Source organism: Oryzifoliimicrobium ureilyticum (assembly GCF_037199735.1).
GTDB lineage: Bacteria > Pseudomonadota > Alphaproteobacteria > Rhizobiales > Rhizobiaceae > Rhizobium > Rhizobium ureilyticus.
Genome location: NZ_JBBBVQ010000022.1, coordinates 46,491 through 60,671 on the forward strand (window position 1 = coordinate 46,491; position 14,181 = coordinate 60,671).

Sequence of the window (14,181 nt, forward strand, 5' to 3'; positions counted from 1 at the left end):
GGAAGCGAGGATTTCTCGCTTCCACTCCTATACTCATCAAATCGCGATAAATGCTTAAACGTCGATAAGTCGTGACTGAACAAATTTGGTCACGACTTTTTACGTTCTGGGCGGCAAAGCTTCCGATGGCCGCTCTGCAAAAAGAGACGCAATCTGTTTCAAGAGCGGCGGAACCTTTGAGATTATCGCGTGTTATTGAAGCAGCGGAACAACCCCTCGCGTTCCGCAACGATCGCCCACTTCCCCTCATGTGGTCGATCCAAATTGGGCCCGGTGCTTCCTCAGGTGCACCGGGCCTTCGTTATTTTCACAGTGTGGATGCTCAGCAAAGAAGAAGCGACAAGAAAGAAAAATGCGCCGCGTGGGCGCATTTCGCTTCTTGGTAATTTGATCAGCAGTTTTGCGGTGTATCAGGCGCGCAACCACGATAATTTCGCGACGGTGGCTTTGGTACAACGCGCTCTGGCTGACCCTGAGGTTGGACTTGGGGTTGCACTTGAGTTTGAACCTGCGGCTGCACTTGCGGAGGCACGGCACCTGGCTGCGGCGGAGGTGCCGGACGATCAGCACCGGGCGGAGGCCGACGATCAGGACGCTGACGGTCGTCATTGGGACGCTGACGGTAGTCGTCAGGGCCGCGGTCCCAAGATTGGCGTCTATCGCCGTCGCGATCGCGATCTAGATCCCTATCCCGCTCCCATTGGCGACGACGGTCGCCGTCTCTGTCCCAATCTCTTGGGTCGCGGTCGCGGTTACGATCCCAGTCGCGTCTTCGTGAATCATCCCGGTCCCAGTTGGGCGGTGGCGCATCTCTGTCAAAGCGCGGCGGCGGGCCGTCCCAATCGGGCCTCGGGGGGCTGCGGCGCCAGCGGTCCCTCTCGCGATAGAAATCCCGATCGCGGTAGTAACGATCCCAATAGTTTCCAACACTGAATTGGATCGTCGGAATCCCCAAGGGCCGATAGTATTCGGGCCCGACATAAACGCGACGTTGGCGGTAAGCGACCTGGACATAACGGCCCGCGACCCAGCCGCGCCCGCCGTAAAAGCTAACGTCGCACCAGGGAACTTCAGCCAAACAACCGTGAATGTCGAGCGGCGCACCGACCGGAATCACCACGACCGCAGGATAAGCCGTGCTTGGGCCAGCACGCATGTTCACGTTGGCCGTCGCAAAGCCTTCTGCTGCCTCGGCAATTGCCGGAGCAAGCAGCAACGCGCCAGCAGCTGCGATTTTGAGCAATGTTCTTTTCAACATCCACCTCTTTCAGCGGCATCCGAAAGGCCGCAAACCATTCTTCAGTCGACGGACACACCCGAATAATCGAGTCCTGGTTCGACTTCTGAAAATTCGTAACCGACAAGAAATGAACCCGGCTTGAACGGCCGTTTCTGGTTCTGTTCACAATCAAGCCAGTCGGTATCTCCTCCTATGAACAGCGCGGATGATGACGAAAGGCATCTTCGACAGCTGCTCGAAGCTAAAGAATGGATCAGGATCGCGCTTGTTCAAGAACCGCCAAGTTGAAGGTCCCAAAAACTCGAGGTCGTCGGCCGATTTGTTCTTGCTAATAAAGCGTTAACCATTTGTTAACCTTTTTCGCGCAATCTTTGAGGACGTCTGATTTGCTCCTGACCACGGATGTACTGGCAGGGCCGCAGATCGACGACAAAAGGCCGGAGATTCCGGCCTTTTTCTTTTTTCCAACATCGGTCCATCTCTATAGCAAGCGGCCATTGAAGCTTGCCAATGAGGGCTCATGCAGCCCTGAGATACCGCGCATCGCTTTTACAGCACACGGTGTCTGGTCTGGCTCAACCGGAAAAGGTCGAGCCAATTTTGGATCAGGCAGCCAAAGCATTCAAAATACGAATCCAGGAGCGGATACCCTTGTGGAAGGAGACCAGCTCATATTTCTCGTTGGGGGAGTGGATGCGGTCGTCCGCAAGGCCAAACCCTACCAACAGTGACTCCATGCCCAGCATTTTCTGGAAGTCGCCGACGATAGGAATTGAGCCGCCCATTCCGATGACCACGGCAGGTTGCGGCCATTCGTCAGAGAGCGCCTCTTTGGCTTTGCTCAAAAACGGCGAGTCGTAGGAAAGCTGAATGGCGGGCGAAGCACCGTGCGGGTGAAACTCCGCTGTACAGTCGGCCGGAAGCTTGCTGCGCACATAGGTGCGGAAGCTTTCCCGGATGGCTGCAGGATCTTGCTTTCCGACAAGACGAAACGACACTTTGGCGGATGCCTTCGAGGCAATGACTGTCTTGAAGCCTTCGCCGGTATAGCCGCCCTGGATGCCGTTTACTTCGGCAGTCGGACGCGCCCAGGTCATTTCCAGCACCGAACGTCCCTTTTCGCCTGCAGGTACGGAAAGGCCGATATCAGAGAGGAAGGTTTCAGCACTGCGGCCAAGTGTTTCCCACGATTGCTTGATGTTTTCCGGTGTTTCTTCAACGCCATCGTAAAAGCCTGGCAACGTCACACGGCCACTATCGTCGTGCAGTCCTGCCAGGATCGACGAGAGGATATGGATCGGGTTGGCCGCTGCACCGCCGTAGAGCCCTGAATGAAGATCGCGGCTAGCGGCCGTGACAATCACTTCTTCGCCAACGAGGCCGCGCAGAGCTGCGGCGATCGCAGGCGTTTGGCGATCCCACATGCCCGTATCGCAGACCAGAGCATAGTCCGCTTTCAGCTCTGCCGCATTGGCTTCGAGGAAAGGTTTCAGGGATGGTGAGCCGGATTCTTCCTCACCTTCGAACAAGATCGTGATTTCGATGGGCAGCGTACCATTGGTCTCTTTATAGGCGCGGCATGCTTCGACGAAGGTCATCAGCTGGCCTTTGTCGTCCGAGGTCCCGCGACCCGTCAGCACCTTGTGGCCAGCTGCGACCTCCTTGATGGTCGGCGAGAAAGGATCGTTTTCCCAAAGCTCAATTGGATCGACCGGCTGCACATCATAATGACCGTAGAACAGAACATGCGGTGCACCAGCCACCCCAGCGGCGTGGTGAGCGACGACCATGGGATGGCCTGGGGTCTCGCGCAGGGACGCATCAAAGCCAAGGCCGGTCAGATAGGATACCAGCCATTCAGCAGCCTGCTTGCAGTCAGCCTTGAAAGCGGGATCCGTAGAGATCGATTTTATGCGCAGAAGCTCGAAAAGCTTCTCCAGGCTCGAATCAAGGTTTTGGTCGGCGCGAGACAGCGCTCCTTCGATATCGGTCATCGCGATACTCCTTTCGAATGACGATGCAGCATCGGAAGAGAACGGCGCTGCAGAGCTGAGATGACGCTGGTTATGGCCGCGCATCAGCGCAGACGCAACAGACATTCGCCCCGACGATAGTTCAAGGCTCCGGCGCTTTCGGGGCGAAAAAGAAAAAATGATGCTATGCCTTACCGAGCCGTTTTCAGAGATTCTCGAGCTTATGGGCGTTTTCGATCAAGCGGCGCATGTATTCGAGCGCAAGCTCGCGCTCGAAATTCCTAAAACCGTTGAACAAAGCCCTATCAGCCTCCCGCGCAGCCTGAAGCGCGTCGTCGCGCATCGTTTTTGCTCTTTCGGTCAAATAGATCAAACGGGCACGCCGGTCGGTCGGATGAGCTCTGCGCTCGATCAAGCCGTCGCGCTCCATCCGGACGAGCGTATTTGCGACCGTCGCCTGCTCGACGTCCAAACGGTCGATCAGCTGCTTTTGCGTCAACCCCTCGTTCGTCCATAATTCCAGGAGAACCGGGAATTGACCGGGTAGAAATCCGAGATGGGCGGCGTGCTGCTGCAAAGAGCGCGAAAAGACCTTGGCAAGTTGGCTTGCCAAATAAGATCCCGAATCTTTGCAATCAAAAGCCATGATAGGAATTAGGCTGATAATCCTGTCAAAAACAATGGCGCAGCTTTGAAAACATGGAAAGGCAAAATTAAAGCCGCCATGGCCTGGAGGGGGGACCATGGCGGCTCAATTTGGGGACAAAGGCCCGGAGAGGGGGATGAGGCCTTTGCCCAGTCTGACATGGCGGGGGACAAGCCATTATCAGACCCGCGACGCTATCAACGTCGGTGAGATCCAAGTGTGATCCGAAATGTGGTTTTTCAAGGAAATTGGCCGGGCGGCATCGTTACAAATTGGTAACAGTTCGGTGAGCGACAAACCGAACCTTGCTCGGATTTGCCAGTAGCGACGGGATTCGGCAATAGACCTTTGGCGACGGGCGCGCTATCCATGCGGCATGAAAAAAGGCGATCATCTTTTCCTTGTCGACGGCTCCGGCTTCATCTTCCGTGCATTCCATGCGCTGCCACCTCTCACGCGCAAATCCGATGGGCTGCCTGTCGGTGCGGTGTCCGGCTTTTGCAACATGCTTTGGAAGCTGCTGAAGGACGCTCGCAACACGGAAGCTGGTGTCACGCCGACGCATCTTGCAGTGATTTTCGATTATTCGTCGCAGACATTCCGCAAGGACCTTTACGACGCCTATAAAGCCAATCGCAGTGCGCCTCCCGAAGATCTGGTTCCCCAGTTCGGCTTGATCCGGGAAGCAACGCGCGCCTTCAACCTGCCCTGCATCGAGACGGAAGGTTTCGAAGCAGACGACATTATTGCCACTTACGCCCGTCAGGCCGAAGCCATCGGTGCAGACGTGACGATCGTCTCCTCCGATAAGGACCTGATGCAACTCGTCACTCCAGCCATTCGCCTTTACGACAGCATGAAGGACAAACGGATCGGCATTCCCGAGGTCGTGGAAAAGTGGGGTGTCCCACCCGAAAAAATGATCGACCTGCAGGCGATGACAGGGGATTCGGTTGACAATGTTCCGGGGATCCCCGGGATTGGCCCAAAGACTGCGGCGCAGCTTCTCGATCAATATGGCGATCTGGATACGCTTCTCGATCGCGCCCATGAGATCAAGCAGGAAAAGCGGCGGCAGACGATTATTGAAAATGCCGATAAGGCGCGGCTCTCGCGCGAACTGGTGCGGCTGCGGGACGACGTGCCGCTCGACTTGAAGTTAGAGGATCTCGTTCTTCACCCGCAAGACGGTCCCAAATTGATTGCCTTCCTTAAGGCAATGCAGTTCACATCCCTGACGCGCCGCGTAGCGGAGGATTGTGATTGCGACGCGTCCGTAATCGAAGCTGCTGTGATCAACATCGAAAAGGGCGCAGCAGCGCATGGTCCCGATCTCGATGTCGAGAAGCCAGAGCCTGTGGCAGGGGCGACGCCTAAGCTTGATGGTGAAGCTGTTCCCGTACCAGACAAGGCAAAAGCGAAAGCGCCTACCGGCACTTATGCGCCGGCTAATCTTGCGCAGGCCCGCGCCGAAAGCTTTGCCGCGCTTCCCTTCGATCATGCGACTTATGTAACGATCCGCGACGTTGAAACGCTCGATGCGTGGATTGCCGATGCGCGGGAAACAGGTCTCGTTGCCTTTGACACGGAAACAACCTCGCTCGATGCAATGGTCGCTGAACTCGTGGGCTTTTCGCTTGCGATTGCCGATAATGCATCAGACCCCAAAGGCATGCGAATTCGTGCAGCTTACGTCCCTCTGCTGCACAAGAATGGCGTTGGCGATCTGCTGGGCGGCGGCGAGCTTGTTGCCGATCAGATTCCCTTCGAGGCGGCCCTTAGCCGCTTCAAGGCGCTGCTTGAGGATGAATCAGTCCTTAAAGTCGCGCAAAATCTCAAATATGATTATCTCCTCCTAAAGCGGTACGGCATCGTCACCAAAAGTTTCGACGATACGATGTTGATCTCCTATGTGCTTGATGCTGGAACCGGTGCACATGGCATGGATCCGCTATCGGAAAAATTCCTCGGCCACAAACCCATCACCTTTAAGGAAGTGGCCGGAAGCGGTCGAACAGGTGTCACCTTCGACCTCGTCGATATCGAAAAGGCAACGCATTATGCGGCCGAAGATGCCGATGTGACGCTGCGACTGTGGATGGTTCTCAAGCCTCGGCTTGCGGCCGAAAGGCTGACTGCCGTCTACGAGAGACTGGAAAGACCGCTGCTGCCGGTTCTGGCTGATATGGAGGAACGTGGCATCACGATCGATCGGCAAATTTTGTCGCGGCTGTCGGGCGAACTTGCACAAGGCGCGGCGCGGCTTGAGGACGAAATCTACACGCTCGCAGGCGAGCGATTTACAATCGGCTCGCCAAAACAGCTCGGCGACATCCTGTTCGGTAAGATGGGACTGCCTGGAGGCACGAAAACCAAGACGGGGCAATGGTCGACCTCGGCCAGCGTTCTGGAAGATCTGGCGGCTGCAGGCGCGGAACTGCCGCGCAAGATTGTTGATTGGCGCCAGATCACGAAGCTGAAGTCCACCTATACCGACGCGCTGCCCGGCTATGTTCATCCGCAAACGAAGCGGGTTCACACATCTTACTCTCTGGCTTCAACCACAACGGGACGATTGTCGTCCTCCGAACCCAACCTTCAAAATATCCCGGTGCGAACGGCCGAGGGCAGAAAGATCCGTACCGCGTTTATTTCAACGCCCGGTCACAAGCTCGTTTCTGCCGATTACAGTCAGATCGAGTTGCGTGTGCTCGCGCATGTCGCCGACATTCCCCAGTTGCGACAGGCCTTTGCAGAAGGGATCGATATTCATGCCATGACGGCTTCTGAAATGTTCGGTGTCCCGGTCGAAGGCATGCCGTCAGAGGTACGAAGACGCGCGAAGGCAATCAATTTCGGGATTATCTACGGGATTTCCGCCTTCGGTCTTTCCAACCAGCTTTCGATCGAGCGTTCTGAAGCCAGCGATTACATCAAGAAGTATTTCGAGCGTTTCCCCGGCATTCGCGACTATATAGAAAGCCGCAAGCAGATGGCGCGCGATAAGGGCTATGTCGAGACGATCTTTGGGCGCCGAATCAATTATCCCGAAATTCGCTCATCTAATCCTTCCGTGCGCGCCTTCAATGAACGAGCGGCCATCAATGCGCCTATCCAGGGCTCCGCGGCAGATATCATTCGCAGAGCCATGATTCGCATGGAGCCCGCTCTTGCCGAAGTCGGCCTTGGCGAGCGTGTCAGGATGCTTTTGCAGGTCCACGACGAACTGATTTTCGAAGTGGAAGACGCTGATGTGGAAAAGGCCATCCCGACCATTGTTTCCGTGATGGAAAATGCGGCCATGCCGGCCCTTGAAATGCGGGTGCCGCTCAAGGTTGATGCACGCGCTGCGAGCAACTGGGATGAGGCGCATTAGCCCATCCCGGAATTTCCTGCAATTTTCGGTTCGTCGCTTGCTTAGCGCTCAAGACTTCCCAGCTCAGCCCATGGCCGCATTTAGCTCTCAAGCCGGCGTCCATCAGCGCGGATACGAAGACAAGGAGTGCGCAAACCCTCAATTTTAGTCAAATTTTTCATGACGTAATAAGTCTTTGTTTCTACTCAATTATCTCCTTGTTCTGCCTGAAGGGCCTTCCGTAAAATAAGGAACTTATTAACCTTCGTTTCCTATTCGATGAAGGCTGAATGCCAATCAATGAGTGAGAAGCGGGTCGCATGCGTTTTCCTCGAACTAACCTGACGGATGCCGGTGAATTTTCGACGGAGGTCGAAACGCAACCGTCGGAAGAATTTGTCGGCGAAAGACCGGAATTGCCCGTGTGGCAGAGCAACTTTCGTCTGGCACCCAATGTGCGCTTCACCCGTACTCCCGAAGCCCTGCTGCCAAAGCGTCGCCAAACCGAAGCGCCGGCGATGGTGGCAGAGATCATCGACGATGCTGCCGCAGAAGTCGATTGCCCCAAAGCCCCCTCTGGCCGGCTGATCGAGGTTCCTGACATCATCGAAACAGCGGATGAGCCGATTTCGATCGATGTTCCCTTCGATGTCTTTGCAGAAGAAGGCCCCATCGCAGTCATCGCGGCCGCGAGCGCTGCCGGTCACGAGGAGCAACCGCTCCGCCAGGGCCTGCCCTACATTCATGAAGTCTTTGATATCTCCTCTATTGAGGCCGTAATGCCGATACCTGTACCCGAGCCGTCCCAAGCAGAACATGGATTTTCGGCGCTGTCCGATTTTGCGTTCTGGGAAGCGATGGCTTTCGAAGGTGGCGAAGCCGCCTTCCCTGCCGCCTCTTCACCCCAGCAGCTGAAGCGCTCGCCGTTTTACGTCAGTCCTGAAACGATCGTCCGCCATTTCCGCGTCATGGAATGGCGATCGGGCGGTTCGGCCGACGCTCCCGCGCCAAGACATATGGAAATCTTGCCTTCCGCCATCGTTGAAGCTGCTCTAGCTGCCATGCCGGAACAGCAGGAAAAGCAGGTCGAAGTGGCACCTCCTCCTGTCATCGCGGAAGAACAAACGGTGGAGGTATCAGCGCCTGAGCCGGTAATCGAAATCGCCGCACCGGTCAGAACCGTGAGCGCGCGCCCGCCACAAAATGCGTTCCGCTCCCACCAATTGCCGCCGGTGATGCGCGGTGAAGTGACTGCATCGGGCTACGAGTTCCCGCCCCTGTCTCTGCTGCAGCAAGCACCCGAACGCTCCGCCGAGATCATGACGCAGGAGATGCTCGAGCAAAATGCCGGACTGCTGGAAAGCGTGCTGGAAGATTTCGGCATCAAGGGCGAGATCATCCACGTGCGTCCCGGTCCGGTCGTGACCCTTTACGAATTTGAACCTGCGCCAGGCGTGAAATCATCGCGGGTGATCGGTTTGGCCGACGATATCGCGCGCTCGATGAGCGCGATCTCAGCGCGCGTCGCTGTCGTACCAGGGCGCAACGTGATCGGTATCGAACTGCCAAATGCAACGCGGGAGACGGTTTACTTCCGCGAAATGATCGAAAGCGACGATTTCCGCACCAGCGGCTATAAGCTGGCGCTGGGTCTTGGAAAGACGATCGGCGGCGAGCCCGTCATTGCAGAGCTCGCCAAGATGCCGCATCTGCTGGTGGCCGGCACGACCGGATCCGGCAAGTCCGTTGCGATCAACACCATGATCCTGTCGCTGCTCTATCGCATGACGCCGGAACAGTGCCGCCTCATCATGGTTGACCCAAAGATGCTCGAGCTCTCCGTCTATGACGGGATTCCGCATCTCCTTACGCCTGTGGTCACAGATCCGAAGAAAGCAGTCATGGCGCTGAAATGGGCCGTGCGGGAAATGGAGGACCGTTACCGGAAGATGTCCCGGCTCGGCGTGCGCAACATCGATGGCTACAACGCCCGCCTCGCGCAGGCTCGCGATAGCGGCGAGGTCTTGCGCATCCTCGTTCAGACAGGTTTCGACAAGGGAACCGGTGCGCCCATCGAGGAAGAGCAGGATCTTGATCTTGCTCCTATGCCCTACATCGTCGTCATCGTCGATGAAATGGCAGACCTGATGATGGTGGCCGGCAAGGAAATCGAAGGAGCGATCCAGCGTCTGGCACAGATGGCGCGCGCCGCCGGCATTCACCTGATCATGGCAACGCAGCGTCCGTCTGTCGATGTCATTACCGGTACGATCAAGGCCAACTTCCCAACGCGTATCTCCTTCCAGGTGACCTCCAAGATCGACAGCCGTACGATCCTGGGAGAACAGGGGGCCGAACAACTGCTCGGTCAGGGCGACATGCTGCATATGCAAGGCGGCGGACGCATTGCCCGCGTTCACGGTCCATTTGTTTCAGATGCCGAAGTCGAAAAGGTCGTTGCGCATCTGAAGACACAGGGTCGCCCTGAATATCTGGAAACGGTAACCGCCGACGAAGAAGACGAGGGTGATGTCGAGGACACGGCCGTATTCGACAAGAGCGACATGGGCGCTGAAGACGGCGATGACCTTTACGACAAGGCCATCAAGGTCGTCATGCGCGACAAGAAATGCTCGACCTCCTATATCCAGCGACGACTGGGTATCGGCTACAACCGTGCAGCTTCACTCGTTGAGCGCATGGAAAAGGAAGGCTTGGTCGGCCCGGCCAACCATGTGGGCAAGCGAGAAATCGTTGCCGGTCGAGGGGCTGAGGTCTAAGCGCCTTTACAGGTCTCCAAGGGGCCCGCTCGTGCGGGCCTTTTGCATTTGGCCACGTCGCATTCGAAGCAATTGCGACGTTGCTTCTGTGTGCCGCCTTCCCTTGCCATTCGCACCGGCGCAGCCTACAGCATCGGGAAGATGCCGCAAAAGACCGCCCTTCATCGATTGACCTTGACAGACTTCCGCAATTACCAGTCGGCAGGACTGGTGCTGGAAGGGCGTCATGTCGTTCTGACCGGGGACAACGGGGCGGGGAAAACCAATCTTCTTGAAGCGATCTCGTTTCTCTCCCCAGGACGCGGATTGCGCCGCGCCGCCTATCTCGATGTCATCCGCAATGATGCGGCGGCAGGCTTTTCCATCTTCGCCAAGATCGATGGGATGGAGGGTGAGGTCGATATCGGAACGGGCGTCGAAGCGCTGGACGAGAGTGCAGCACGCCGGCTACGGATCAACGGAACTGCCGCGAAAACGATCGACGAGTTGACCGAGCACCTTCGCGTCCTGTGGTTGACACCTGCTATGGATGGGCTTTTCACCGGTGGATCATCGGACCGGCGCCGTTTTCTCGATAGGCTCGTTCTGTCGATCGATCCCGCCCACGGTCGGCGCGCCAGCGATTTCGAGCGCGCCATGCGCGGGCGCAACCGACTCTTGTCGGAGGGGCGGTTCGACCCCTCTTGGCTTGCCGGCATCGAGGAGCAGATGGCCAGCCTCGGCATTGCCATGGCGCTGGCACGCCAGGAAATGCTTGATCTTCTGGCGCATCTGATCGAGGCAACGCGCGATGCCTCTCCTTTTCCTTCAGCATCACTTTCTCTTTCTGGCTTTATGGATGAGGGTTTGTCCCGCCCAGCGGTGGACTTGGAAGAAGAGTATGCCGCAATGCTCGCTGAAGGGCGCTACCGCGACGCAGCTGCCGGTCGGACGTTGACAGGCCCGCATAGGGCGGATGTTCTGGTCTTGCACCGCGAAAAGCAGATGGACGCTGCACGCTGCTCCACGGGAGAGCAAAAGGCCCTTTTGGTCGGACTTGTCCTCGCACATGCAAGACTCGTCGCCAATCTGACTGGCTTCGCACCGGTTCTTTTGCTTGACGAAATCGCTGCCCATCTAGACGAAGGCCGGCGAGCGGCGCTTTTCGATCTCGTTGACGGGCTCGGCGGACAGGCGTTCATGACCGGAACGGATCGCGCTATGTTTTCCTCGCTTGGTGAAAGGGCGCAGTTTATCAATGTCGCCGATGGCAGCCTTTCATCAGAAGCGCCTTGAAGGATCAGATCATCAAGGCGTTGTGCGCACGGTCGATAGGATGGAATTTACGATGACCAGTCTTTCTCCAGACGAGATTGCCCGCTATCAGCGCCATATTCTGCTTCCCGAAATTGGCGGGGCCGGGCAACAAAAACTGAAAGCGTCACGCGTTCTCGTGATTGGCGCAGGAGGGCTTGGTGCGCCTGTGCTCCAATATATTGCGGCAGCCGGTATAGGCACGATCGGCATCATCGATGATGACCGTGTATCGTTGTCCAATCTCCAGCGGCAGGTTATCCATGACACTGACCGTATCGGCACGTCGAAAACCGAAAGTGCGGCTCGAAGCATCAAGGCATTGAATCCGCTGGTGAACACGCGGCTGTTCAACCAGCGTTTTACCCTCGCTAAGGCAGGCAATCTCCTGTCTGATTTTGATCTACTGATCGACGGCTCGGACAATTTTGACACACGGTACGCGGCCGCCGACGCTGCCGAGGCAGCTAAAATTCCCCTTGTGACCGGGGCCGTCGGACGCTTTGATGGATCACTGACGGTTTTGAAGCCTTACGAGACGAATTCCGAGGGACGATTGAACCCCGGTTACCGCGATCTCTTTCCGGAAGCTCCCCCTCCGGGTGTCGTTCCCGCCTGTGCCGAAACCGGGATTGTGGGTGCGCTGACAGGGGTGATTGGTACGATGATGGCAATGGAAGCCATCAAAGTCATCACCGGTGCCGGCGATCCATTGATCGGACGGTTGATGCTCTATGACGGGCTTGCCGCGCGCTTTGATGTGATCGGCTACAAGCGGCGCAGCGCCTCTCGCTGACAGTGCTTAAAATTCTGAAAGAAGGCCGCAATGTCGTTTGCGCCGCCACTTGATAAAGGGCGACTGCATATCCACCTGACGCCCGAATTTATCCTGTCACACTGGAACTATAGAGGGACACTGATTCATGACAACCGTTGCGGACAAGCCGGCTGAAAGCCATGTCTTCGAGGCTGATGTAGCGCGCCTTCTGCACATGATGGTGCATTCCGTTTATTCGGATAAAAACGTCTTCCTGCGCGAGCTGATCTCCAATGCCGCCGACGCCTGCGAAAAGCTGCGATATGAGGCGATCTCAAACTCAAACCTGAACGCCGGGGATGCTGAAAGCCGGATAACGATCCTGCTCGACGAGGAGACGCGCCGCGTCACTGTCGAGGACAACGGCATCGGCATGAGCCGCGAAGAGATGATCGAGGCGCTCGGAACCATCGCAAGGTCCGGCACGCGCGCTTTCATGGAGCGCATCGAGGCAAGCAAACAAGGCGAAGGCGCACAATTGATCGGCCAGTTCGGCGTCGGCTTTTACTCGAGCTTCATGGTGGCGGACCGTGTCGACGTTTTGTCTCGCCGCGCCGGATCCGAAGAAGCCTGGCTGTGGTCCTCGGACGGCAAAGGCAGTTACAAGATTTCACAGATCGATCCGATACAGGCGCCGCCGCGCGGCACACGGATCGTTCTTCATCTGACTGAAGACGCAAAGTCCCATGCCTCCCGCTGGACCGTCGAGCGGATCGTCAAGGAGCAGTCCGGGCATGTCCCAGTGCCGATCTTCATCGTGGAAAAACCCGGCGCCGAAGTTGCACGCCTGACGGATGGCACTGCACTCTGGACCAAATCGCGAAATGACATCAAGCCTGAGGAATATACGGATTTCTATCGTAGCGTTTCGGGCCAGTATGACGAGCCGGCCATGACGGTTCACTTCCGCGCCGAAGGTCGTCATGAATATACGGCGCTGACCTTCGTTCCTGGTTCCAAACCTTTCGATCTTTACGACCCGGATCGCAACGGTCGTGTAAAACTTTACGTCAAGCGCGTCTTCATCACCGATAGCGCAGAGCTTCTTCCGCGCTATCTTCGCTTTATCCGCGGCATCGTGGATACCTCTGATCTTCCTCTCAATATTTCACGTGAAATGCTGCAGGAAAGCCCGCTTCTGGCTTCTATCCGCAAGGGCGTAACCAATCGGCTCCTGAAGGATATCGAAAAGCTCGCCGAAAGCGATCTGTCGGCTTATGAGAAAATCTGGGACAATTTCGGCGCTGTCATCAAGGAGGGCATCCACGAAGACTTCGAACGTCGCACCCAGCTTCTTGCGCTCTCGCGTTTTCGCACGACGTCGTCCGGCGAGGGTCATCGTTCATTGGCAGACTACATCAAGGATGCCAAAGAAGGACAGAAGTCGATCTACTATCTTGTCGGCAGCAGCCTTGAGCAGTTGAAAGCCTCCCCGCAGCTGGAAGGCTTCCGCGCCCGCGGGATCGAGGTCCTGCTATTGACGGATTCCGTCGATAGTTTCTGGGTGACGATGGCGCCTGAGTTCGAAGGCAAGGGCTTCAAATCGATCACACAGGGCGCATCCGATCTCAGCGAACTGCCAAAGGCAGAGGGAGAGAACTCGAAGCCGGCCGAAGCCAGCGAGGATATTGCAAGCTTCCTGAGCTTTGCGAAGGAAAGGCTTTCGGATCAGGTGTCCGACGTCCGCAGCTCAGACCGATTGACGGAAAGTGCGGTGTGCCTCGTCGCGTCCGAACAAGGCTACGATCGCCAGTTAGAGAAGATCCTGCAGGATGCCGGCCGCCTCAATTCGGCGGCAAAGCCTATTCTTGAGATCAACCCTGATCATCCAACGGTAAAGGCAATTGCCACTACGAAGGATGACACCTTCCGCGAGGATGCGACACTTCTTCTGCTCGACGAAGCCCGCGTGCTCGATGGCGACAAGCCTTCTGATCCCCGCGCCTTTGCGGAAAGACTGTCACGGCTCTTTGCGCGTGCCATGCACTGAATGAACACCAAGGCTCGGCTGAGGGTAAGCCAAGCCGATGGATTGCATTTGAGATGGCCGCCTCCTGTCAGGCGGCCATTTTCGTTC

General features: G+C 56.8%; 9 protein-coding genes. 6 read left to right on the forward strand and 3 right to left on the reverse strand.

Annotated features, from left to right (window positions below; genetic code table 11):
- The first annotated feature begins 71 nt into the window (after window positions 1–71).
- Complete coding sequence (locus VQ830_RS23595) at window positions 72–386, forward strand: hypothetical protein (RefSeq protein WP_337270616.1); 315 nt, start codon at window positions 72–74, stop codon at window positions 384–386.
- 5 nt (window positions 387–391) lie between these two features.
- Here the strand turns inward: VQ830_RS23595 and VQ830_RS23600 are convergent, their stop codons facing one another.
- From VQ830_RS23600 to VQ830_RS23610, 3 genes are all read right to left on the reverse strand, one after another.
- Window positions 392–1,258, reverse strand: coding sequence for an SH3 domain-containing protein (locus tag VQ830_RS23600; protein WP_337270617.1), 867 nt, complete (start codon window positions 1,256–1,258; stop codon window positions 392–394).
- Window positions 1,259–1,845: 587 nt separating this feature from the next.
- Complete coding sequence (locus VQ830_RS23605) at window positions 1,846–3,234, reverse strand: M20/M25/M40 family metallo-hydrolase (RefSeq protein ID WP_337270618.1); 1,389 nt, start codon at window positions 3,232–3,234, stop codon at window positions 1,846–1,848.
- A gap of 184 nt (window positions 3,235–3,418) precedes the next feature.
- Window positions 3,419–3,859, reverse strand: a complete 441-nt coding sequence (locus VQ830_RS23610; RefSeq protein WP_337270619.1) for a MarR family winged helix-turn-helix transcriptional regulator — start codon at window positions 3,857–3,859, stop codon at window positions 3,419–3,421.
- A gap of 376 nt (window positions 3,860–4,235) precedes the next feature.
- Here VQ830_RS23610 and polA point away from each other — a divergent pair, with 376 nt between their 5' ends.
- The 5 genes from polA to htpG all read left to right on the forward strand — a co-directional run bounded on the left by polA (window position 4,236) and on the right by htpG (window position 14,094).
- The gene (gene polA / locus VQ830_RS23615) at window positions 4,236–7,235 is read left to right on the forward strand and encodes a DNA polymerase I (protein ID WP_337270620.1); all 3,000 of its coding nucleotides are present in this window, start codon (window positions 4,236–4,238) and stop codon (window positions 7,233–7,235) included.
- Window positions 7,236–7,534: 299 nt separating this feature from the next.
- Window positions 7,535–9,994: a DNA translocase FtsK gene (locus VQ830_RS23620; RefSeq protein WP_337270621.1), complete on the forward strand. Its 2,460-nt coding sequence runs from the start codon at window positions 7,535–7,537 to the stop codon at window positions 9,992–9,994.
- Between the two features lie 141 nt (window positions 9,995–10,135).
- Window positions 10,136–11,269 carry a DNA replication/repair protein RecF gene (gene recF, locus VQ830_RS23625; protein WP_337270622.1) on the forward strand — a complete coding sequence of 378 codons (1,134 nt, stop codon included), beginning with the start codon at window positions 10,136–10,138 and terminating at the stop codon, window positions 11,267–11,269.
- A 52-nt stretch (window positions 11,270–11,321) separates the two neighbouring features.
- Window positions 11,322–12,083 (forward strand): molybdopterin-synthase adenylyltransferase MoeB, encoded by a 762-nt coding sequence (gene moeB, locus VQ830_RS23630; RefSeq protein WP_337270623.1) that lies wholly within the window; start codon window positions 11,322–11,324, stop codon window positions 12,081–12,083.
- 127 nt (window positions 12,084–12,210) lie between these two features.
- Window positions 12,211–14,094, forward strand: a complete 1,884-nt coding sequence (htpG, locus tag VQ830_RS23635) for a molecular chaperone HtpG (RefSeq protein ID WP_337270624.1) — start codon at window positions 12,211–12,213, stop codon at window positions 14,092–14,094.
- Window positions 14,095–14,181 lie beyond the last annotated feature (87 nt).